Origin of the sequence: Nonlabens sp., from assembly GCF_965660805.1 — a bacterium.
Taxonomy (GTDB): Bacteria; Bacteroidota; Bacteroidia; order Flavobacteriales; family Flavobacteriaceae; genus Nonlabens.
On the sequence record NZ_CBFIBE010000038.1, the window covers coordinates 1 to 21471 of the forward strand.

Below are 21471 nucleotides of genomic sequence, written 5' to 3' on the forward strand. Positions count from 1 at the left end.
TCTTGAGGATTTGCTAAATCTAAAGGTTTGCCAGAGAAGTATTCATAATGAACTCTTGCATAAAATTTAGATGGTAAAAACCTGTATTTACGCAAGTGCCTGCAAAAAAAGCGACGTATTTGTTTAGTCAACACTTATTATTTTAAGTTAATCTATAAGAGTGTAATTATTTACACCGCTACATTATACTCACGTAACGCATCGTTAAGTGATGTTTTCTTATTAGTGCTTTCTTTACGTTTTCCTATAATTAAAGCACATGGAACATTGTAAGTTCCCGCAGGAAATTCTTTTGCATAACTACCAGGAATCACTACAGATCGTGCAGGAACTAACCCTTTAGATTCTACAGGTTGTTCACCAGTAACGTCTATAATTTTAGTAGATGCTGTAAGTACCACATTTGCTCCTAGAACAGCTTCTTTCTCCACGCGCACACCTTCTACCACGATACATCGCGATCCTATAAAGGCGTTATCTTCTATAATAACTGGAGCGGCCTGTAACGGTTCTAAAACACCACCTATTCCCACGCCACCACTTAAGTGAACATTTTTACCTATTTGAGCACAGCTACCTACCGTAGCCCAAGTATCTACCATGGTTCCTTCTTCTACATAAGCGCCTATGTTGATATAGCTAGGCATCATAATCACACCACTAGAAATATAGGCTCCATGCCTAGCTACCGCATGCGGTACGACACGTATTCCTTTATGCGCATATCCTGTTTTTAAAGGTATTTTATCGTGGAATTCTAATGGTCCACACTCAATAGTTTCCATTTTTTGAATAGGGAAATATAGAACTACTGCCTTTTTAATCCATTCATTTACTTGCCATCCATTTTCAGTAGGCTCAGCAACTCGTAGTGTTCCACGATCTAGCATGTCTACTACTTCTCTTATGGCTGTTTGAGTAACTCTATTTTCTAATTGGGAACGATCTTCCCAGGCTTCTTCTATGACGTTTTGTAATTGATCCAAGACTTCTGATTTTTTACAAATATAAAAGGAAAGCATTACAGGTTTTCATACCTGAGTGCGATTTTAGTAACTAGAACATAAATAACCTTATTTTTGCAGTCCTTATGAGTAGAATTCTATCTATAGATTACGGTAAAAAACGCACTGGTATTGCGGTTACAGATCCTATGCAAATTATTGCCTCTGGTCTTACCACAATAGCCACTCATGAGCTTCATAAATTTCTAGAAGAATATTTAGGGACTGAAAAAGTAGAAACCATTGTGATAGGAGAACCTAAACAGATGGATTATACAGATAGTGAGCTGGGTGCGGTTATTAACGCTTTCGCGAAAGCGTTACAAATCAAATATCCTGCGATAACCATTGAGCGAGTGGACGAGAGATTTACCTCTAAGATGGCGTTCCAAACCATGATCGATAGTGGCTTGAGTAAAAGTAAAAGACGTAATAAAGCACTAGTAGATGAAATCGCAGCGACGATTATTCTACAAACCTATTTAGATAGGAAAATTTAACATTTAATAAGTATTGATAATTATCTAGAAATGACGTAAAATTCATGAACCATATTTTTTTCTTTTGAATACTGAATACTGAATACTGAATACTGAATACTGAATACTGAATACTGAATACTGAATACTGAAATATGATTTACCCAATAGTCGCTTATGGCGATCCTGTACTGAGAAAAGTAGCTAAGGACATCACACCAGATTACCCTAATTTAAAATCTGTTTTAGAAAATATGTGGGAAACCATGTATGGAGCAAGTGGAGTAGGACTGGCAGCTCCTCAAGTAGGCATGCCTATACGCATATTCTTAGTAGATACTTCGCCTTTTGGAGATGATCCAGATCTTACTCCTGAGGAGCAAAAAGAACTGGGTTCTTTTAAAAAGGCTTTTATTAACGCACATATCATCGAAGAAAATGGTGAGGAATGGGCTTTTAATGAAGGCTGTTTGAGTATACCTAATGTACGAGAAGATGTTTTCAGACATGAAAAAGTTACCATACGTTATTGTGACGAGAATTTTAATGAAGTGACAGAGACTTATACTGGTCTTATGGCGCGTGTGATACAGCACGAGTATGATCACATAGAAGGAATTTTATTTACAGATAAAATATCTTCACTTAAAAAGCGATTAATAAAAGGCAAGCTGTCTAATATTTCTAAAGGAAAAGTAAGTGTAGATTACCGCATGCGTTTTCCTGACATGAAAGGAAGAAAATAAATAAGTTTTAAAAGATGAGGTTTTATATATTTGCCCACCTCAGAAAAAAAATAATATGAGTTTAGAAAACATTTTATCAGTTACCGGTAAGCCTGGTTTATATCAGTTAAAGACTAAAACTCGTAATGGGTTTGTCGTAGAATCTCTTTTAGATAAGAAAACCTCCATTATAGGTATAAACCATAATGTGAGTGTTTTAAAAGATATCGCTATTTACACTTATGAGACTGAGGTACCTTTAAAAGAAGTATTCCAGAAAATAGCAACTAAAGAAAATGAAGGTCCAGCTATTAATCACAAAGTGAGTAAGAATGAGTTGCAATCTTACTTCAGTGAAGTGCTGCCTGGATATGACGAGGAACGCGTGTATGCTAGTGATATTAAAAAAGTAGTGCAGTGGTACAACTTGTTACAATCTAATGACATGCTTAGTGTTATAAAAGAGGAAGAAGAGTAGGAATACTTTTCATAGATATATAAAAAATGCCTTCTATTTTTAAGAAGGCATTTTTTATGAATGATATGGTGCTATTTTGTATCATACCAATTTACATTCCTAATGTCGTTAAAATAAATTCAATTTGGTATAAATTACTTTTTAAATAAAGGTATGCGATACATAACGCCATAAGTATATCCTACACCTATTTCACCAGTATCATAAGTCCTACCAAAACCAGGGATGTATAAGTTATCAAAATTATCTGGTGTTTTTTCTGTGAGCATTCTTTTTAATTGCAAGTTTGCTACTAGGTATAAGTTGTTTAAGACTTCTACTTTAATACCAAGCTGAATCTCTAGCCATAAAGCGGTTAAACCACTGAACTCTCGATTTACCATATTTGTGAAAATAGGGAAGTAATTATTATCCCTTGCTAGGTCATATCTGGTTAAGGTTTGAGAAAAGTTTGCTGCTCCTAGTCGTGCCCCAAAATAGACCATATTATCCATATCCAGCCAGTTTTGATACAGGTTGTAATCGATACCAGCCTTAAAATAAGAACCACTAGCTTTAAAATCGATACGGTCGCTGTTGCGATCTATGTTTTCGTTACCTAATTCTCCTGCGATGTAAAGTCGGTCTTTAAGACGGTAGTCTGCAAGAACTTGAAAACCATTATATTCTGGATCTATTCCAGTGCGTATTAAGCTTGCTGCATCTATTCCCACACGCAGGCCATAAGTGCGCTTGTATTGCACACTATCTGCTACAGTTGCTGTTTCTTCTTGCGATTGAGCACAGGCTGTAAGAGCTAGTATTAAAAATAGAATGTTAATGACGTATTTCAATGTGTATATCGTTATTTGAAGTAACATTAGGAGTGATGACTTGTATGTCTCTAATCCACTCCTCTCCTGTAGCTTCGGGTTGTCTAAAAGCTCCTAACTGGTTATAAATCATTTTATAACCACAGGCTCTATTGATATAAATTTCTTCTAGGATGTAATTAAAATCTACACTGTCTATATTTAAACCGTTTTCATCATTTTTAAAAAACTCATAGTTAGTCATTACACCGGTAGTTCTTAATGGTATGGCTATGGAGTCCACATCAGTCAGAAAGGTTGTCCCATTACTGTTTAGTGGAGCAAACTCTGTGTAGCCTATTTCTCTTACTTGTAACTCATCTACCGTTTTAGAGGTCTCAAAGTTTGTGATGTCTTTAAATACTATAATCAATCGTGGTGTTACACTTAAATTAGGATCGCATAAATCATCTTTTTCACAGCTCGATAAACTAACTGCAACAAGAAGGACACTTATTAAGAGTATAAAGTTGTACTTATTCATTAATTAATCCTGTTAGTATTTCTGTTGTTTTTGCATAACTAGGTCTGTGGATATAGTCAGATAAAACTATTTCTCCTTTTTTATTTATAATCGTGTAAGTAGGGAAACCTTCTAGATCTATTTGTTTAAAGATAGGTCTGGATTGAGCATCTTCAAGAAAATAATGTTTACCAGCTATTTTATATTTTGCTATGGAAGGAATAAACCCAGCCTTTTTACTATTATGACATAAATATACAAACTCTACATCATCTTTAAATTTCTCATGTAATTTAGGAGAAGCGCTTTTAAATTCACTTTTACATGGTCCGCACCAGGTAGCCCAGTTGTCTATATAAATCACTTTACCTTCTGCATTTGCAATGATTTCATCTATAAATTGAGTCGGGTCTTGAGTTTTAAATGTAAGTAGTTCAGCATCTTCTGGGATTACTGGGTTATCAAGTAATTTTTTAATTTCAGTATACTTTTCATTCAGTATGTGGGCTTGAGGTTCACCTTCTAGAATAGATTTGATTTCTGTTCTATACCTTTCATAAAAGGAAATATTGTTATCAGCAAACTGACCCATTACAGTGAGATAGGCTATTTTTTGTTTTAAGTAGTCATTGTTTTTTAATTTTAATAAGCCGTTCATAAAGGCTTTTTCTCTAGCGCTCTCATTCTCTTTATCAGTTGCATGATTTTTCCATAAGTAACCCAGGTTCATGGCTGTAGAACTGGGATGGTTGTTATTTATGTCATAACCTTCTTTATAAAGCGGTAAGTTATTAAGGTCGTTTAAGAAAATAGAATCACTCAGTGCTTGCTCACCTTTCAGAGCAAATAAAGCATAATTTAATTTAAATGCTGGTATAAAAAACTGTTCTTCACTTTCCACATAGGTTTTTATAATAGGGTCGTTATTCTGTGCGAGAAAATCTGAATTATATTTTTTAATAATTTGAAATGAACTGTCCAGTTGTATAGAAAACTGAGACAAGTCCAGTTGGTCCCAGTTCTGCATCAGTTTTTTTGTAGGGTTATTTTCCTTGTAACTAGCAAGAGATTTATTAATACTGCCACCTATACCACTATAAGATATATTCTTAAAACGAGCACTAGTGTTTAAATGAACAGAGTCTCCAGGACTTAGAATTAACTGAGTGCCATAATCGCCATAAACTGCAATACTCATTGGTTTGTTTACTTCTATAGTCTTTTTAAAAGATCCATTTTTAGTTACAGTAATTTCTATCTCATCATAGTCAGCTATACTGTTATTATAGCGATAAGCTGTTAGTTTATCTGGAATACCTATAGAATCTACAGCAGTTATTTTACCTGAGATTATGGCAGTACTAACAGCTTTTTCTATGTTTTGTTGATCATTACAAGCTACTATTGCTATAATAAGGAGTGGTAAAATAAAAGTCTTTTTCATAGTTGTTATTTTTTCAGCTCTAGTAAAACTACACTTTCTACATGATGTGTTTGCGGGAACATGTCTACGGGTTGATATTTAACCACATCATAGAGATCTTTTAATAACGCTAGATCACGTGCTTGTGTTGCGCTGTTACAACTTACATAAACGATACGTGGTGCCGCCAGTGCTAGTAGTTGAGTAACGACATCTTTATGCATTCCATCTCGTGGAGGATCAGTAATAATTACGTCTGGTTTACCATGTTCTTCTATAAAATCTACGGTAAAAACGTCTTTCATGTCACCTACTATAAAAGTGGTGTTTTCTATACCGTTGCGTTCTGCATTTGCAATAGCATCTTCTATAGCTACTGGAACAGTTTCTATTCCTACTACATGTTTTGCTTTTTTTGCAACAAACTGGGCGATAGTTCCCGTTCCTGTGTAGAGATCATACACATGTTCATCACCAGTTAAGCCGGCAAAATCTCTTGTGATGCGATAGAGCTCATGGGCCTGTTGCGAGTTAGTCTGGTAAAAAGATTTTGCACTTATTTTAAATTGCAAACCTTCCATTTCTTCAAAAATATGATCTCTACCATGATAACAAATCACCTCTTGATCATAGATCGTATCATTTGCCTTTTCATTAATGATATACTGCAAGGATTTTATTTGTGGGAATTCAGATTTTAAGTGTTCTAACAAGCTTACTCTCGCTTGTTCATCATCTTTAAAAAATTGTAAAACGACCATGATTTCTCCAGTAGATGCCATGCGCAGCATTAAGGTTCTAAGAATACCTGTTTTTTCTCGAGGAGCGTAGTATGATATGTTTTCCGCTTTCGCGAAAGCGTGAACACTTAACCTTATGTGCTCACCTATTTCAGGATGCAAGTGACACTCATCCAGGTGTAAAATTTTATCCCACATGCCTGGAATATGAAAGCCAAGCGCTTTTTTATCCTTAATTTCAATATCGCTTTGAATCTCTTGAAGCGTTAACCAGCGGCTGTCAGAAAAACTGAATTCCATCTTGTTACGGTAATAAAACTGTTGAGAAGAACCTGCAATAGGAGTGACCTCTGGAAGATCTAAATGTCCTATTCTGGTGAGGTTTTCAACGACTTCTTTTTGCTTAAAGTAAAGCTGGCTATCATAGCCCATGTGTTGCCATTTACAACCACCACAAGTGCCGAAATGTTTACAGACAGGCGCTGCGCGACGTTCTGATAGTTTATGAAAGGCAGTTGCTTCTCCTTCAAAAAAAGATTTTCTTTTTTTAAAAGTTTTAATATCTACGATATCTCCTGGAACAGCATTTTTTAAAAAAATAACGGCTCCATCTTCAGTTTTGGCCACACTTTTTCCTTTTGCACCAGCATCTACTACGGGAACATTTTCAAAGGTTTTATGGGCTCTTTTTCTTCTTTTTGACATAGCGCCAAATTTAATGGAATAGGCTGAGGTGAATCGTATATTTTACTTAAAATTTAAGAGCTTGCTCTATGCCTTAGACTATTGATTTTGTAAATTGCGACTCAGTAAATAATAAACTTATGAGCACAGCAGTAAAAAAAGATTCTCAATATTATATAGATCTAGAAGATGTACATGGAGCACACAACTATCATCCACTACCAGTGGTGCTAGAAAAAGGTGATGGCGTTTATGTATGGGATGTAGAGGGAAAAAGGTATTATGACTTTTTAAGTGCTTACTCTGCCGTGAATCAAGGGCACTGCCATCCAGCGATTGTAAACGCTATGAATGAACAGGCGCAAACATTAACTTTAACTTCTCGCGCTTTTCATAATGATAAGCTAGGTGTTTATGAGAAATACATGACAGAGTATTTTGGGTTTGATAAAGTCTTGCCTATGAATACAGGTGCTGAGGCTGTTGAGACTGCTATAAAAATAGCACGTAAATGGGCTTATGAGAAAAAAGGAGTGGCAGAGCATGACGCAAAAATTATTGTCGCTGAGAATAATTTCCATGGTCGTACTACCACTATTATTTCGTTTTCAAATGATGAAGGAGCTCGTAAGAACTTTGGCCCTTACACGCCTGGTTTTATAAAAATTGCTTATGATGATACGGCAGCACTAGAAGAAGCTTTACAGCAAGATAATATTGCAGGGTTTTTAGTAGAGCCTATTCAAGGTGAGGCTGGTGTCTATACACCTAGTGATGATTACATGAAAAAGTCTAAAGAACTATGTGCAAAGTATAACGCACTTTTTATAGCAGACGAGATCCAGACCGGTATAGCCAGAACTGGAGCTTTACTTGCAGTTTGTGGAACTTGTGATTGTGCTGGACATTGTGAAAAGCAAGAAGCTACTTATGCACAGCCTGATGTATTAATTCTAGGTAAAGCCTTATCTGGTGGGGCATACCCAGTGAGTGCTGTACTTGCTGATAATGATATTATGAATGTGATTAAGCCTGGTCAGCATGGTAGTACTTTTGGAGGGAACCCAGTTGCAGCGGCAGTGGGAATGGCAGCACTTAATGTAGTTAAAGATGAGAAGTTAGCTCAAAATGCGCGCGATTTAGGTAACTATTTCAGATCACGTATTAATGAGTACATTGAAACTACAGAGACAGTAAGACTGGTAAGAGGACGTGGTTTATTAAATGCTATTGTTATTAATGATACAGAAGATGGTGATACCGCTTGGAACATCTGTTTAAAACTACGTGATAACGGATTGCTGGCAAAACCTACTCATGGGAACATTATACGTTTTGCTCCACCGCTAGTGATGACTCAAGATCAACTCGATGAGTGTATCGATATAATCATTGCTACTTTAAAAAGCTTTGAGTAGATGGAACGCTAGTCTCTAGAATAAAAAAGGCTCGCGATTGCGAGCCTTTTTTGTTACATAAATTGGTGCTAGCTTATAATTTTGAACAAGCTTCATCTCTCCATTCTCTATACATATCAACTACTTCTGGTTGTACACCAGGATTGTTCTCTACGTTTCTTACTGCTTCATTCCAGAATTCACAAGCAAAATCTGGATTAGTAAGGATCATAATAACAGTATATAAAACCCATAAGCCTACTAACCCTGAAATGACTAATGATATGATAGCTATGGTCTTTGCTGTTTTCATCGCATTAATGTTCTCATAATTATCTGGATCCTCGTTAGCTTTTTTCAGATCTTTATTTGCCTTTAAAAACCCGATGAGGGAAAGAATCCATCCTAGTCCAAGGCAGCAACATAAAAATCCTAGAATGGACAAGATATAAACTGAAGTAGTATTTAATTTTTGCATGATGATATGGTTTTAGTTCAGGTAAAAATAATAAAAAAGGGAACGCATTGCGTTCCCTTTTTTACAGAAAAATAATTGCTTAGTCTTCAATTTGATCCAACTCATTCTCCATTGCATCTATCATTTCTTCGGGAGCACCTAAAGATCTGTAAAATTCTATTCCCTGTTCTATTCTCTCTCTTTCAGTAGTTGTGAAATAGTTGTAAACTAGATATGCTGATACAAGTCCGGAAACAACTAACGAAACTAAAGCTACAGTTTTGGCCGTTTTCATAGCAGGACCATTAGAATAAGATTCTGGATTCTCTGCATACTTTTTGAGTTCTTTATTCGCCATTAAGAAGGCTATTAATGCTGCTACGAATCCTAATCCGTAAAAACAGCAGCAAATAAATCCTACTACAGAAAGTATGTAAACTAGGGTTGTGTTTAATTTTTGCATAATTGATTGATTAATTGGTTATAAGGTTAATTTGATTAAAAAATTGGTTACGATAGTTCCTATGGTGATTAAAGCTAGAATGAGCTTGATTTTTTCACCATGTTTAATTTTAAGGAACCAGTCAAATGTAAGAAAAGTAAAAAGAAAAAACATAGGGTAAATACCTGGATACATAAAAAAGGCATCTATAAAATCACCGTGCATTAAATAAGAAATGGATCGCTGGATTCCACATCCAGGACAGTCCATTCCAGTTAGCTTTTTACTCATACATGGCAGCATCCAGCTGTCATCTACATTTGCTAAATTCATATTAATTGTTAATACTCACTTTTACAGCAGCTTCTTTTTGATCAGCGGTTAGTATTCTTACTAGGTAAATTCCAGTACTCAAGTTTCCTGTTGAAAAAGAGTAAGCGTTATTTGAATTACCTTCTTTGCTTGAGAATATTTCTTTACCAGTAAGATCATAAAGGCTAATATTACTTACTTCAAGTCCATCAGGATTAAATACAGTTAATAGCTGGCGACTATTGTTTTGTACTACATTAAGTTGCTCTTCAATGTTTGCGTTATCATTAGAAAGTGTACTAGGGTCTTGGAAAACAATTTCAAAACGATCGTTTACACTTCCTGAATTAACAGTAGTTGTAAAAGAAGCATTTTTTATATCATGATACGTGTTATTGTATATATCATGTATCAATATATGCGGAGTGTCAAAATTCTCTAAACTTCCTACGTGAAACTTAAAGGTAGTATTATTTGCTGCTGCAGTAAATCCTAAGGGCACAGTTTTGTGTACAGCAAATGGGATGGTTTTAATAGAATACTCACCATTAAATTGAGTCATATACACATCACTAGCTTGCTTGTTGTTATCTATTTTACCCTCAAGTCCCCAATCTAAGTTATCTGTAGAGTCATCTCCAAAAGCAAGTAGAAGTTGTCTCACATATAAATCATTAACAATAACGTTAAGTCTTAATTTAGGTCTTACGTAAGTAGCAGTTGGGTTTACAGAAGTTGTATTTGAGTTTCCAGTTGCTGACTTAAAATAAGATAAACCACTACTTCCAGTTTCTCTAAAAAGTCTTCTTTGTCCATTATTGAACTCAGGAGTTCCTGTTGTACCTGTTGGGAAATCTGCTCCTAATGTGTCATAAAGAGAAGATCTTGAAATCATAAAACCTTGCCCTATAGGTGCATATCTTCTAGCGCCAGTTACTGGATTAGACCCAGTAATCGTTCCTCCTGCTATAATATTACCATCAGAGTCAAATCTTGTATAAGTAGGTGCCGTGTACATTCCATTATCTGCTCCTATATACTGGCCGTTCCCGTCTAGATCAGCAGGTGCGACACCACCTGGCACATAAGTTCCATAGCCACCTTCATAATCTGTTAAAAAGTGAGAAGTTGAATTCTGTTCCCAAAATAATATTTCATTGTTGAATTCAGAACCTTCTAGATAATCTCCAGAAGTAGAAGGTGAAGGGTTATAGTTATTATCTATTAAAAACTGCTTCAAGTCTAAAGCACTAGGGTAAGGATTACCTACTAGAGAAAAGCTGTCTGTATCTACATCTACTTGAATGGTTCCATTATTAGGGCGTCCTCTATAATCATAGCGCTGGCCACCACTTTCCTTGTTAGGACCACTACCTGTGGTTCCTTTCATAGAGAAACCAAAACCTGCATCTACAGTGGTAGAAGGGTTATTGATAATTCCCCAACCATTATAACCACCACCATTTCTAAATGCATACAACCATCTACCAGCAATTCTTAAAGGCTGGTCAGAGGCTGCTCCACCTAGTGCGTGTTCATCTGTAACTCCATCTCTTTCTGAATAATTTAGTATGACTGCAGGATCTGCATCTATTACGTAATTAGTGCTCAAATCTACTGCGGCTGCACCAGATTCAAAACCAGTGGCAGTATAATCTGCCTGGAGTTTAGGGTAGTTAATTAAGTCTATTGAAAAACCTTCATTACCTGAGGTGGCACCTGAGGTAATACCTACTGGTGAAGACCAGTAGTTATAGTCAAAATTTGTTGCAGTACCTTCTTGAAATACAGAAAGAGATCCTTCACCCTTATTAGGGACATTATCACCTTGCAATAATTGGGCTTCTCCACGCAAGTATATATAGCCGTCTGTAGAAAGATTAATGTCACCTTTTACATAAATATCGGTACCTTTAGAGTAGATATAACCATCTTCTGCATAAACTTGAGCAGATAGTGTTCCTACAAATAGTACAGCGATAACGCCTAAAATATAATTCTTCATATTATAAACTGTTAGTTTAAAGATTACAAAATAAAGCTATTCCTTGCTTTTTATTCAAAGATTGAGCTAAAAATTCGGTAAAGTGCACTAACTTCGATGTAATGTTATAATTTAACGACGAATATTAAAATGAAGAAGTCTTATAATGGTGTTTTTTTGCTTCTAGGAATCCTTTTTTTAGGAGCCTCCTGGTATTTTGAAAATAATACAGTCTTTTTTCAAGTGATTGGAATAGTTTTACTTATGGTTGGTGCTTATGGTTATAGCAGTCATAGGTCTCAAGAAAATGCAGATGGTGATGAGTAAGTTTAAGAAGGGTGATCGTGTGCTTGTTTTAGATGAAGATTTTGGTGGTGTTGTTGCTTTCGCGAAAGCGGAAAAAATAACCATTATCACAGATGATGAGATAGAGGTTGCTTACCATTCATCTGAACTGATTCACGATCAAAGATTCAAAGTCGAAAGAGTCGTGGTTAAACAAGAAATAACTGTTCAAAAGGGTAAAAAAAGACATGTTTCTCGTAAAAAAGCAAAAGAAATTCCAGCCGTAGAAATAGATTTACATATTCATCAATTAGTGAAAAGCGAGCGCGGAATGGATGCTTATGATAAGCTAAATACTCAAATGGATACAGCAAGATATAAACTGGAATGGGCTCGTAAAGAGCGCATTCCTAAACTTGTTTTTATTCATGGAGTAGGTGAAGGTGTGTTAAAAAAAGAACTGGAATATCTATTTGATAGGTATAGTGATGTCACCTATTATGATGCAGATTTTCAAAAGTATGGACGTGGCGCTACTGAAGTTTATATTTATCAAAACCCTAAAAAGTAGGAGTAACCCTTACGTTTAAAGTCCTGACATAAGTGCCGAACTCATAAACTGCAAAAATGATTTCCCGACTATCACTAGTAATGGTTAAATCTTCTATTGTTATTTCTAGTGTCGCAGTATTTGTGAAATTATGTTGAATATATCTGTCTATTGCAGGATTTGCGGTAAATGTTGCTGCGGCGTTTAAGTAATTAGGTGTTGATCCTATGATATCACTTGCCGGTCCTAAAATACCATCTATATCTTCTTGAATTGTTAAAATTCCATCGCCATCATCGTCAGGATCTAGGTAATCTGGAATAGTGTCGCCATTAGGAGAGTTACTGTCTGTGTTTAGGCTCAAAGTTAAATCGGTTAAGTTTACACCTTCATTAATGGTAAGGACATTATCGCCATCATCATCTTCATCTTTATAATCTGGTAGTCCATCACCATCTGTATCTCTACTTAGACTTAAGTCTAAAAGGTTTATACCTTCATCTATGGCGCTGATTCCGTCGTTATCTTCTTCTATAATAGTGGTACCTATCATTACATTACCGGCTTCTCCTATAAATGCTTGGGTAGTGGTAGGGCTTGCAGGAGGAACATCGTTACAGTAATAAGTGCTTCCTGCTGCGCCGCTGAGCTTGCGATACTCTAAATTATTATTTCCTAAACTATATGGGCCATGAATTCTCTGTTCAGTTAGAATATCATCTGTAGTGTTAAGAGCTAGGGCGATAGTCTCAAAATCAGTATCATTTATGATATAGAACAAGTATTCTGAGACATCTTCATTTACGGGAATGTCACAGACTTGAACGGTGGAGTTTTCAAAGTTTAAATCTTCTACGATGAAGTCTCCATCATCACAGCTGGTTAACACTGCTAAAGTTATAATTAGTACTAGTTTTTTCATGATTGTAAAAATAGGGATTACAATTAAAGGTATAAAGCTAATTTTTAAGTCATTTATTTTACTTTTGCGACTATGAGACAAGTTTATTTAGATAGTGCCGCTACCACACAAATGAGAACCGAAGTTATTGATGAAATGACTCGTGTCATGAAAGAGGTTTATGGAAATCCTAGTAGTACTCATAGTTATGGTCGTAGTGCAAAATCTCTAATTGAAAATGCTCGTAAAAGCATAGCAAAACAACTGAATGTTACTGCTGCCGAAATTATTTTCACCTCTGGTGGTACTGAGGCTGATAATCTAGCTATTCACAGTTGTGTGCGCGATTTAAGTGTAGAACGTATTATTACCACAAAAATTGAGCACCATGCAGTTCTTTACATTATAGATTATTGTAAAGAGAAGTATGGGACTCAAGTAGAGTTTTTAGACTTACAGGAATGTGGAACACCAGACTATGATCATTTAGAAAAATTATTAAAGGATGATGCTAAAAAGACATTAGTTAGTCTCATGCATATTAATAATGAGATAGGAAATAAACTAGATATTTATAGAGTAGGGAAGTTGTGTCGTGATCATAATGCGTTTTTTCATAGTGATTGTGTGCAGTCTATAGGTCATTATGAAATGGATTTTGCAAGCCTGCCAGTAGATTTTACGGCTGTAAGTGCTCATAAATTCCATGGTCCTAAAGGAGTAGGTTTTGCTTTTATAAGAAAAGGTACAGGCTTAAAACCTCTTATTTTAGGAGGTTCACAGGAACGTGGGATACGTGCGGGAACAGAAAGTGTTCATAACATAATAGGTATGGAACTAGCACTTACCATGGCATATGAGAACCTAGAGAAAGAACGTGATTATGTTAAAGGTCTCAAGGAATATTTTAAAAATCAACTTACTGAAAAAATACCAGGTGTTAAGTTTAATGGGAACTGCGGTGATCATGAAAATAGTACTTTTACCTTATTAAACGTTTGCCTACCATGTCCTGCAGATAAGGCTGCGATGTTACTCTTTACTATGGATTTAAAAGGAATCGCTTGTTCTAAAGGTAGTGCCTGCCAGAGCGGCTCTCAAAAAGGCTCACATGTTCTTACAAATGTTCTTAGAGATGAAGATTTAAATAAACCCAGTCTCCGTTTTAGCTTCTCCATTTTTAATACTCAAGAAGAGTTAGATTATGTGGTAGATGTTTTAGTAGAGTATTTAGCGTCTATTTAGGGATTTCCTATTCTGTTTTCACTTGGTGAAAAAATGATTTCTTATTACCTGATCTAAGATTTAATACTATCCTGCTAGTGAAGTTTATACCGAATTGAATTTATTAAGTCTTAATAAATAGTTTCTTTTTCACTTACTTTTCATTTAAAGTTATTTCCGTAGCTAGGGACATGTAAAGAATTTTAAACTTCAACTAAGCAAAAAAATAATTCAATTTATTTTAACGACATTATAAACACAAATTTTTCAGAAACAAGAACGTTTTGAGATCGCTCTAATAAGAATTTCGTTTTTTCAACTCACCAACTCACTAAAGCCTTGCTACTAACCTCACATTAAAAACGCGTGGTGTTAACTCATTAGGAATAGCAAATTGCTGCCTGCTAGAAACGTCTCTCACCCAAATATTAGTAATCGAGTTGCTCTCGTCAAAAATGTTGTAAATCTCAGCTCCTAAAGTTACTTCGCTAAAATTTTTAAACAGTTTGCTCGACTTTTTATCGTCTTTTAAAACCAGGTTAATCCCTATATCTGCACGACGGTAATCCTGTAAGCGCAATTGGAAATCATAGGGATCTGCATAGTTAGGGGAACCGCCAGGTAAGCCTGTGTTATACACTAAGTTTAAATACATCTTCAAATGTGGCATATTAGGGATGTAGTCTTGAAACAACGCAGCAAACTTTAATCGCTGATCTGTAGGTCTGGCTATGTAACCTCTACCATTTAAGTTCTCTTCTGTTTTTAAATATCCTGCACTGAACCAGCTTTCTGTTCCAGGAACAAATTCCCCATTAATACGCAAGTCTACACCATAAGCATAAGCCACCGCATCATTATTTGCTCGGTATCTTATACGTACATTTTCTAATGTGTATGTGTTTACATCAGAGAGGTCTTTGTAATAAACCTCAGTAGTTAATTTAAAAGGTCTTTTCTTTCCATCACTTGAGGTCCAGTTAAAACTCCAGTCGTTACCTATAACGGCATGAATAGATTTTTGAGCTTTTACATTTGGATTTACAACACCTTGTTCATCTCTCAGTTCTCTATAGAATGGTGGTTGATAATACAGTCCTCCTGAAATACGGAAAAGCATATCTGTAGAACTCCACGCTGGTTTAATAGCAAATTGACCTCTAGGGGAAACTACCGTTTGTGTAGTGCTTTTAATTCCAGCGCCATTTACATTCCAGGTATGAGAACGTAATCCTGCATTCCAGAATACTTCATGGTCTTTAATGTATCCACGACTGCTATACTGGCCAAAAATCTGATAACGTGTGACTTGAACATCATTATCTGCGCTTATAGATTCAAAAGGTACTAAAGGTCCTGCATATGGTTCATAAGGTTGGTCATTTGCAAGATCTGGTAATGGTGGTCTTATGTTAAAACCAGCACTATCTATAACATTGTATTCACGCACACGATCTCTTATGTCTTCTTTAGTATATTTCATTCCCCAATCGATCTGATCGTTTTCTTTTTTATCGCTAGGTATTTCTAAGGTTCCTCGATGTTCTGCCGTCATGATAAGGGCATCCAGGTCATTACGTCCATGTTCCAGTTCTGATCCTATGGCAGTTGTAAAATCTACTTCTCCTAAGTCAGTGCCGCCTATATCTGTATTAGGTCTTCCTAGACCATAGTTTGCTAGAATATCATAATGTTCTTGCTCTTGAGTATGATAAACACTGGTTATAAATCTTAGACTAAGATTTTCAGTAGCATCATAACTTGCCTTAAGCGCTCCAAAATAAGTTTCATACTGGTCATCTTCTCTTCCTTGATAACGTATCACAATCGCTTGTGGATCTTGTAGTGTCCCGAAGTTAGTTTGCCTAAATCGCGGCTCAAATTCATAACTGTTAATTGCTATGTTCCCTAAAAAGCTGAGTTCTAATTTTGGGTTGATTTTATAAGTTAGGTAAGTCTGTGCGTCAAAAAACCTTGGAATAGCATTAGCTTCAATCTCTCTAGAATTAACGAGCAGGCTATTATCTCTGTACCGCACGCCTAGTATTCCTGTAAACGCTTTCGCGAAAGCGTCTCCTTCAACAAAGGCATTTACTCCTAATAAACTTGCGTCTATTCCTGCAGCTAGAGTGGTAGGGCGACGGTAATTAATGTCTAAAACGGAACTTAGTTTATCACCATACTTAGATTGAAATCCACCAGCGCTGAAATCTACACTACGCACCATGTCTGAGTTTACAAAACTTAACCCTTCTTGCTGACCGCTACGTATGAGAAAAGGTCTATAGACTTCTATCTCATTAATGTAAACGAGGTTTTCATCAAAGTTTCCACCTCTGGCGCGGTATTGTGTGCTTAATTCATTACTGCCACTTACACCAGGTAGTGATTTTAAAATATTCTCAACTCCTGGTTGTGCACCTGGAATTTTACGTATCACGGTAGCACTTACTGTTGTGATACCTTCTAGATCTTTGCGAGTAGTAGTGTTTAAAACAACGGTAGTGATTTGCTCAATGTTAGTTTTAATAACAGGATTGAGCTCATAAATTTCTTCAGGTTTAAGTGTAAAGTCATTAATAATAATGTCTTTATAACTTATCGCTGTAAAAGTTATGGTTACTTTCTGGTTTGCTGGGATTTCTAGTTTATAGAATCCATTTTCATTTGATGCCGTACCTATCGTCGTTCCTTGTATGGAAATATTAACGTCCTTTACGGGTTCATTAAATTCATCGAGTATCACACCTTGTATAGTGGCTTGTTGAGCCACAGCGATAAGGCTTAAAAGAAATGCAGTGAGGAAAAGATAGGTTTTCAAGTGTCTTTTTTAATTCTTGCGGTAAAACGTAGCTTCAAATGTAGTACTATTTCCAGCATTGTCAGTTACGATTACTTTAAGTAGGTTTTCACTATCTGTAACGACATCATCTGAAAAATCGTGTTTAATGACACCAGTTTTATAATCATATTCCATGAGAATGAACTTACCATTAACGGTGGCACGATATCCATCTATTCCACTATCATCATCGGCTATAGAGAGCTGGAGTGTTTTATGGTTACTGATCCATTGCTTATTTTTAAAATTTTTAGGGGTAATCGTAGGGTTTTTATCATCTTTAGTAATAGCATAAGTTCCCATATACTTACTGTAAGCGGTTAGTGTGTTTCCCTTACGTTTAGTAGATACGTGGTAGGCAGCACCCCAATCGGTAATGCGAGCGATGTAATACTGATCTAGATGGTCACCAGCTTTAGCACTAATGTCGTACTCTAGAATCATGTTTTTATGGAGCGGCACTATATCACTATGTATGGTTATAGTATCTAGGTGTTCTTTAATTTCCAGAAGTTCATCTTCATACAGAGCGCCTTTAGGAATGGTGAGGTTAAAGTTCCCTAGTTTTGAGTTATAAGTTTGTGTATGACTTACATACTCTAGACCGTCATTATTAGGAGCCATTAATTCAGTAGGTGGTTCATCATTAATAATATCTACTATTATGCTGCTCGTGTTCCCTTTAAAGTCTTTAATATCTATGCTGTAAACGCTTTTCAGTCCAGGCTCATAAAGGGATAGTTTCCCTTCATTAATAGCATTACCATAAAGACTTAATGGGCTTCCTGGCGGAATAAATAATTTAGTGATGCGGCTTTTGTGTTTTTTGAAAAAACCATAATCTATCATCTGATTAAGGTATCTCGTCTCGCTGAATGCATAGGTGTCAAAACAAACTTCAAAATTCTTAGAACCGTTAAAACTGGTCGTGATTTCATAAACACCGTTTTGATTATGAGCACCATTTTGCCTATCACTGGTGTTAACTCCTATCCCTATATTTCCATAAGCACGTAGTTTTTCAGTTTTAAAACCGCCGTTTTTAAGTGGAATTAATCGCAATAATGCCGATTCATTTTTACCATTAACTGTGGCGTTTTCATCAAGAGGATAAACCATTACTTGCTTAACAAGTGGTTTTTTAGTGTCAGGAATCTCTATTCCCATCATTAATGGATTAATAGGTCTTGCTACGCTATCTCTTATTTCAAAGTGTAAATGAGGTCCACCGCTACCGCCACTATTCCCGCTATAAGCGATCACTTCACCTTGATCTACTCTTAACTCTAAGTCAGTAGGGTAGAGCTGTATATTATAAGATTCATTTGCATATTGCCTTTTCTTAAGGTAAGCCTCTATGCGAGGAGAAAATTTTTCTAAGTGCGCATAAACGCTGGTATAGCCGTTAGGGTGTGTTATATATATCGCTTTTCCATAACCATAGCGTTCTATTTTAATACGACTCACATAACCTCTAGCCGTAGCATAAACTTTAAGTCCAGTGCGCTGGTTAGTCTTTATATCTAGACCGCTGTGAAAATGGTTAGATCGTAGCTCGCCAAAAGTTCCAGAAAGTTTCAACTCAATATCTAGCGGGTTTTTAAAATACCCTTTGGGAAGATTTTTGAGACTTTGACTTGCGGCCCAATGAAAGGTGGAGCAAATAAGAATAAATAAGAGGGATTTTTTCTGTAACATAGGCTAAATATAAGAGGCTTGTGTGAACTTGCAAAGGTATTTCTCACTCTACTTTCAAACTTTGTTCCATAAATGTTTGATAAGTCTAGCGGTAATCCTAATTTTGTAAGAACAGTATAAAATTTGCTTAAGTGCCTACATTATCTTCACAAATTGAAACTATAGAACTTAAGGTCAAGGCTTTAATTGAAGAAAATTTGCGGTTAAAGTCGCAAAATGAAGAAAAAATAGCCGTAATTTCTAAATTAAAAAGAGATAATAAAGACCTTGTGGAATCGTTAGAAGTTAGTAAAGAGAGAAATGTAGCGCTCAAAACAGCAAATGCTATGCTAGGTAGTAATGAATATAAAACAAAAACCAAGCTTAAAATAAACGCACTCGTGAAAGAAATAGATCAGTGCATAGATCAGTTAGCTTCATAATGGGAGATCAACTCAAAATAAAAATATCTGTTGCAGATCGAGTTTATCCATTAACCATAGATCCTTCTCGTGAAGAAGGTTTGCGTAAAGCAGCAAAAAATATTGAAGCGATGATTAAACAGCTGGAAAGCAGTTATGCAGTAAGAGATAAGCAAGATGTCCTGGCGATGTGTGCTCTTCAATTTGCTGCAAAATCTGAGCAAATAAATATAGATAATAATGAAGACGTGGCACAGGCTCAAGAAAAATTAGAACTCTTGAACTTGTTATTGTCCCAGCAATTATCTTAGTCGTTCTTTAAACATAAACAGTTACTACCTGCACTTGTTTCATTTTTTGGTGAACTCAACACATAATTCTTTAAAAAGGGTGAATCGTGGTTGTAAAAGCAAGCCGGACTTCATAGCCGGATCCTTGATCAGTCAGCTAACCCTAAACTTTATTTAAGGAGTTCATACAAAACCCAAACTTGTGCAGGTTTTTTTATACATAATAACCAATGGAAACAAACACAATTATATATGCTGTCGCAGCATTAGTCATAGGTCTTTTAATAGGCTATTTTATCGCAAAATCAATCGTTGAAAAAGGAAAGGCTTCTCAACTTATAAATGATGCTCAAAAGGATGCAAAAGCAATCCTTAAAGAAGCTCAAATAGAAGGTGAAAAAATCAAAACCGAAAAAACCTATAAAGCCAAAGAAAAATTTATAGAGCTCAAATCACAACATGAAAAAGAGATTTCAAACCGTGAACGTAAAATGAGCGATGCCGAAAAACGCACCAGAGACAAAGAATCTAAAGCTTCTAGTGAACTAGCTAAGGCAAAACAGCTCGAGCAAAAGCTCTCTAGTAAATTAGAAGAGGTAAACTCTAAAAGAGAATCTATCCTTAAAAAACAGGCCGAAGTTGAAAAAATGCACGAATCCCAAGTGAAACAACTTGAGGTTATCAGTGGTATGTCTGGAGAAGATGCAAAAAAACAACTCGTAGAGTCTCTGAAGGATAAAGCCAAAACTGAAGCCATGAGTATTATTCAAGATACCATTGAAGAGGCTAAGCTTACAGCTCAACAAGAAGCTCGTAAAGTGATTATTAATACCATACAGCGCATAGGTACAGAAGAAGCTGTTGAAAATTGTGTGTCTGTCTTTAACTTAGAGTCTGATGATGTTAAAGGACGTATCATAGGTCGTGAAGGTCGTAACATTAGAGCCATTGAAGCAGCAACAGGTGTAGAGATCATAGTAGATGACACACCAGATGCTATTATCCTTTCTTGTTTTGACTCTGTGCGTAGAGAAGTAGCTCGTTTATCATTACACAAATTAGTGACTGATGGACGTATCCATCCAGCGCGTATAGAAGAGGTAGTACGTAAAACACGCAAACAAATAGATCAGGAAATTGCTGAGGTAGGGAAACGTACCGTCATAGATTTAGGAATTCATGGATTACATCCAGAACTCATTAAAATGGTAGGTAGAATGAAATACCGTTCCTCTTATGGTCAGAACTTATTGCAGCACAGTAGAGAAGTAGCAAAACTTTGTGGTACCATGGCAGCAGAGCTAGGACTCAATCCTAAACTCGCAAAACGCGCTGGTTTATTACACGATATAGGAAAGGTGCCAGAAACGGAAGATGAAACTCCTCACGCAATTCTAGGTATGAACCTTGCCGAAAAGCACGGTGAAAAACCAGAAGTTTGTAACGCCATAGGAGCCCACCACGATGAAATAGAAATGACCTCTTTACTTTCTCCTATTATTCAAGTGTGTGACGCTATTAGTGGTGCACGTCCTGGAGCAAGAAGACAAGTGTTAGACTCTTATATACAAAGATTAAAAGACCTAGAAGATATAGCCTTTGGGTTTAATGGAGTAGAAAAGGCTTATGCCATACAGGCTGGTCGTGAGTTACGGGTTATCGTAGAAAGTGAGAAAGTGACTGATGATAAAGCAGCACAACTATCTTTTGAAATCTCACAAAAAATTCAAACCGATATGACCTATCCTGGTCAGGTAAAAGTAACCGTGATTAGAGAAACTAGAGCAGTTAATATTGCTAAGTAATTTAACGCTAAAGCAGTAAAAAAAAATCCCAAAAGC

General features: G+C 36.1%; 22 protein-coding genes and 1 other RNA gene. 11 read left to right on the top strand and 12 right to left on the bottom strand.

The window, feature by feature from the left end; all coding sequences use genetic code 11:
- Window positions 1-170 precede the first annotated feature (170 nt).
- Complete coding sequence (locus ACTF48_RS09025; protein WP_438962825.1) at window positions 171-986, bottom strand: 2,3,4,5-tetrahydropyridine-2,6-dicarboxylate N-succinyltransferase; 816 nt, start codon at window positions 984-986, stop codon at window positions 171-173.
- A gap of 104 nt (window positions 987-1090) precedes the next feature.
- Between ACTF48_RS09025 and ruvX the strand changes: the two genes are divergently transcribed.
- From ruvX to ACTF48_RS09040, 3 genes are all read left to right on the top strand, one after another.
- Window positions 1091-1504, top strand: a complete 414-nt coding sequence (ruvX, locus tag ACTF48_RS09030; RefSeq protein WP_438962826.1) for a Holliday junction resolvase RuvX — start codon at window positions 1091-1093, stop codon at window positions 1502-1504.
- A gap of 134 nt (window positions 1505-1638) precedes the next feature.
- A complete protein-coding gene (def, locus tag ACTF48_RS09035; protein WP_438962827.1) occupies window positions 1639-2229 on the top strand; it encodes a peptide deformylase in 591 nt (196 codons plus the stop codon).
- Window positions 2230-2284: 55 nt separating this feature from the next.
- Window positions 2285-2686: a DUF5606 family protein gene (locus ACTF48_RS09040; protein ID WP_438962828.1), complete on the top strand. Its 402-nt coding sequence runs from the start codon at window positions 2285-2287 to the stop codon at window positions 2684-2686.
- 134 nt (window positions 2687-2820) lie between these two features.
- Here the strand turns inward: ACTF48_RS09040 and ACTF48_RS09045 are convergent, their stop codons facing one another.
- Genes ACTF48_RS09045 through rlmD form a run of 4 tightly spaced genes read right to left on the bottom strand, consistent with a single transcriptional unit; the run spans window position 2821 to window position 6868 of the window.
- Window positions 2821-3519: a DUF6048 family protein gene (locus ACTF48_RS09045; RefSeq protein WP_438962829.1), complete on the bottom strand. Its 699-nt coding sequence runs from the start codon at window positions 3517-3519 to the stop codon at window positions 2821-2823.
- Entirely contained in the window at window positions 3503-4021 is a 519-nt protein-coding gene (locus ACTF48_RS09050) for a DUF6452 family protein (protein ID WP_438962830.1), read from the bottom strand. The genes ACTF48_RS09045 and ACTF48_RS09050 overlap by 17 nt, the downstream gene beginning before the upstream one ends.
- Window positions 4014-5444 (bottom strand): TlpA family protein disulfide reductase, encoded by a 1431-nt coding sequence (locus ACTF48_RS09055; RefSeq protein WP_438962831.1) that lies wholly within the window; start codon window positions 5442-5444, stop codon window positions 4014-4016. Before ACTF48_RS09055 ends, ACTF48_RS09050 begins: the two co-directional genes overlap by 8 nt.
- 5 nt (window positions 5445-5449) lie before the next feature.
- Window positions 5450-6868 (bottom strand): 23S rRNA (uracil(1939)-C(5))-methyltransferase RlmD, encoded by a 1419-nt coding sequence (gene rlmD / locus ACTF48_RS09060; RefSeq protein WP_438962832.1) that lies wholly within the window; start codon window positions 6866-6868, stop codon window positions 5450-5452.
- 119 nt (window positions 6869-6987) lie between these two features.
- On the opposite strand from rlmD, the gene rocD reads away from it, so the two are divergent.
- Complete coding sequence (gene rocD / locus ACTF48_RS09065) at window positions 6988-8265, top strand: ornithine--oxo-acid transaminase (protein ID WP_438962833.1); 1278 nt, start codon at window positions 6988-6990, stop codon at window positions 8263-8265.
- 73 nt (window positions 8266-8338) lie between these two features.
- On the opposite strand, the gene ACTF48_RS09070 is transcribed toward rocD, so the two are convergent.
- From ACTF48_RS09070 to ACTF48_RS09085, 4 genes are all read right to left on the bottom strand, one after another.
- Entirely contained in the window at window positions 8339-8722 is a 384-nt protein-coding gene (locus ACTF48_RS09070) for a CCC motif membrane protein (protein ID WP_438962834.1), read from the bottom strand.
- A gap of 79 nt (window positions 8723-8801) precedes the next feature.
- Window positions 8802-9164 carry a CCC motif membrane protein gene (locus ACTF48_RS09075; RefSeq protein WP_438962835.1) on the bottom strand — a complete coding sequence of 121 codons (363 nt, stop codon included), beginning with the start codon at window positions 9162-9164 and terminating at the stop codon, window positions 8802-8804.
- An 18-nt stretch (window positions 9165-9182) separates the two neighbouring features.
- Complete coding sequence (locus ACTF48_RS09080) at window positions 9183-9476, bottom strand: DUF2752 domain-containing protein (protein ID WP_438962836.1); 294 nt, start codon at window positions 9474-9476, stop codon at window positions 9183-9185.
- Window position 9477: 1 nt separating this feature from the next.
- Window positions 9478-11460, bottom strand: coding sequence for a T9SS type A sorting domain-containing protein (locus ACTF48_RS09085; protein WP_438962837.1), 1983 nt, complete (start codon window positions 11458-11460; stop codon window positions 9478-9480).
- Between the two features lie 129 nt (window positions 11461-11589).
- Between ACTF48_RS09085 and ACTF48_RS09090 the strand changes: the two genes are divergently transcribed.
- Both ACTF48_RS09090 and ACTF48_RS09095 read left to right on the top strand, forming a co-directional pair.
- Window positions 11590-11766: a hypothetical protein gene (locus tag ACTF48_RS09090; protein WP_438962838.1), complete on the top strand. Its 177-nt coding sequence runs from the start codon at window positions 11590-11592 to the stop codon at window positions 11764-11766.
- Complete coding sequence (locus ACTF48_RS09095; RefSeq protein ID WP_438962839.1) at window positions 11759-12295, top strand: DNA mismatch repair protein MutS; 537 nt, start codon at window positions 11759-11761, stop codon at window positions 12293-12295. Before ACTF48_RS09090 ends, ACTF48_RS09095 begins: the two co-directional genes overlap by 8 nt.
- Here ACTF48_RS09095 and ACTF48_RS09100 read toward each other — a convergent pair.
- The gene (locus ACTF48_RS09100; RefSeq protein WP_438962840.1) at window positions 12285-13196 is read right to left on the bottom strand and encodes a hypothetical protein; all 912 of its coding nucleotides are present in this window, start codon (window positions 13194-13196) and stop codon (window positions 12285-12287) included. The two genes, ACTF48_RS09095 and ACTF48_RS09100, sit on opposite strands and share 11 nt — an antisense overlap.
- A gap of 72 nt (window positions 13197-13268) precedes the next feature.
- On the opposite strand from ACTF48_RS09100, the gene ACTF48_RS09105 reads away from it, so the two are divergent.
- Complete coding sequence (locus ACTF48_RS09105) at window positions 13269-14420, top strand: cysteine desulfurase family protein (protein WP_438962841.1); 1152 nt, start codon at window positions 13269-13271, stop codon at window positions 14418-14420.
- A gap of 310 nt (window positions 14421-14730) precedes the next feature.
- Here ACTF48_RS09105 and ACTF48_RS09110 read toward each other — a convergent pair whose 3' ends face one another.
- Window positions 14731-17220: a TonB-dependent receptor gene (locus ACTF48_RS09110; RefSeq protein WP_438962842.1), complete on the bottom strand. Its 2490-nt coding sequence runs from the start codon at window positions 17218-17220 to the stop codon at window positions 14731-14733.
- 9 nt (window positions 17221-17229) lie between these two features.
- Window positions 17230-18939 (bottom strand): M23 family metallopeptidase, encoded by a 1710-nt coding sequence (locus ACTF48_RS09115; RefSeq protein WP_438962843.1) that lies wholly within the window; start codon window positions 18937-18939, stop codon window positions 17230-17232.
- 131 nt (window positions 18940-19070) lie between these two features.
- Between ACTF48_RS09115 and ACTF48_RS09120 the strand changes: the two genes are divergently transcribed.
- The 4 genes from ACTF48_RS09120 to rny all read left to right on the top strand — a co-directional run bounded on the left by ACTF48_RS09120 (window position 19071) and on the right by rny (window position 21435).
- Window positions 19071-19361, top strand: coding sequence for a hypothetical protein (locus ACTF48_RS09120; RefSeq protein ID WP_438962844.1), 291 nt, complete (start codon window positions 19071-19073; stop codon window positions 19359-19361).
- Window positions 19361-19651 carry a cell division protein ZapA gene (locus tag ACTF48_RS09125; RefSeq protein ID WP_438962845.1) on the top strand — a complete coding sequence of 97 codons (291 nt, stop codon included), beginning with the start codon at window positions 19361-19363 and terminating at the stop codon, window positions 19649-19651. Before ACTF48_RS09120 ends, ACTF48_RS09125 begins: the two co-directional genes overlap by 1 nt.
- A 53-nt stretch (window positions 19652-19704) precedes the next feature.
- Window positions 19705-19815, top strand: a non-coding RNA gene (gene ssrS, locus ACTF48_RS09130) — 6S RNA.
- Between the two features lie 45 nt (window positions 19816-19860).
- The gene (gene rny / locus ACTF48_RS09135) at window positions 19861-21435 is read left to right on the top strand and encodes a ribonuclease Y (protein ID WP_438962846.1); all 1575 of its coding nucleotides are present in this window, start codon (window positions 19861-19863) and stop codon (window positions 21433-21435) included.
- Window positions 21436-21471 lie beyond the last annotated feature (36 nt).

Coding starts and splice junctions, on each gene's coding strand:
- ruvX (WP_438962826.1), top strand. CDS start 1,091: ATGAGTAGAATTCTATCTATAGATTACGGTAAAAAACGCACTGGTATT.
- def (WP_438962827.1), top strand. CDS start 1,639: ATGATTTACCCAATAGTCGCTTATGGCGATCCTGTACTGAGAAAAGTA.
- ACTF48_RS09040 (WP_438962828.1), top strand. CDS start 2,285: ATGAGTTTAGAAAACATTTTATCAGTTACCGGTAAGCCTGGTTTATAT.
- ACTF48_RS09050 (WP_438962830.1), bottom strand. CDS start 4,021: ATGAATAAGTACAACTTTATACTCTTAATAAGTGTCCTTCTTGTTGCA.
- ACTF48_RS09055 (WP_438962831.1), bottom strand. CDS start 5,444: ATGAAAAAGACTTTTATTTTACCACTCCTTATTATAGCAATAGTAGCT.
- rlmD (WP_438962832.1), bottom strand. CDS start 6,868: ATGTCAAAAAGAAGAAAAAGAGCCCATAAAACCTTTGAAAATGTTCCC.
- rocD (WP_438962833.1), top strand. CDS start 6,988: ATGAGCACAGCAGTAAAAAAAGATTCTCAATATTATATAGATCTAGAA.
- ACTF48_RS09070 (WP_438962834.1), bottom strand. CDS start 8,722: ATGCAAAAATTAAATACTACTTCAGTTTATATCTTGTCCATTCTAGGA.
- ACTF48_RS09075 (WP_438962835.1), bottom strand. CDS start 9,164: ATGCAAAAATTAAACACAACCCTAGTTTACATACTTTCTGTAGTAGGA.
- ACTF48_RS09080 (WP_438962836.1), bottom strand. CDS start 9,476: ATGAATTTAGCAAATGTAGATGACAGCTGGATGCTGCCATGTATGAGT.
- ACTF48_RS09085 (WP_438962837.1), bottom strand. CDS start 11,460: ATGAAGAATTATATTTTAGGCGTTATCGCTGTACTATTTGTAGGAACA.
- ACTF48_RS09090 (WP_438962838.1), top strand. CDS start 11,590: ATGAAGAAGTCTTATAATGGTGTTTTTTTGCTTCTAGGAATCCTTTTT.
- ACTF48_RS09095 (WP_438962839.1), top strand. CDS start 11,759: ATGAGTAAGTTTAAGAAGGGTGATCGTGTGCTTGTTTTAGATGAAGAT.
- ACTF48_RS09100 (WP_438962840.1), bottom strand. CDS start 13,196: ATGAAAAAACTAGTACTAATTATAACTTTAGCAGTGTTAACCAGCTGT.
- ACTF48_RS09105 (WP_438962841.1), top strand. CDS start 13,269: ATGAGACAAGTTTATTTAGATAGTGCCGCTACCACACAAATGAGAACC.
- ACTF48_RS09115 (WP_438962843.1), bottom strand. CDS start 18,939: ATGTTACAGAAAAAATCCCTCTTATTTATTCTTATTTGCTCCACCTTT.
- ACTF48_RS09125 (WP_438962845.1), top strand. CDS start 19,361: ATGGGAGATCAACTCAAAATAAAAATATCTGTTGCAGATCGAGTTTAT.
- rny (WP_438962846.1), top strand. CDS start 19,861: ATGGAAACAAACACAATTATATATGCTGTCGCAGCATTAGTCATAGGT.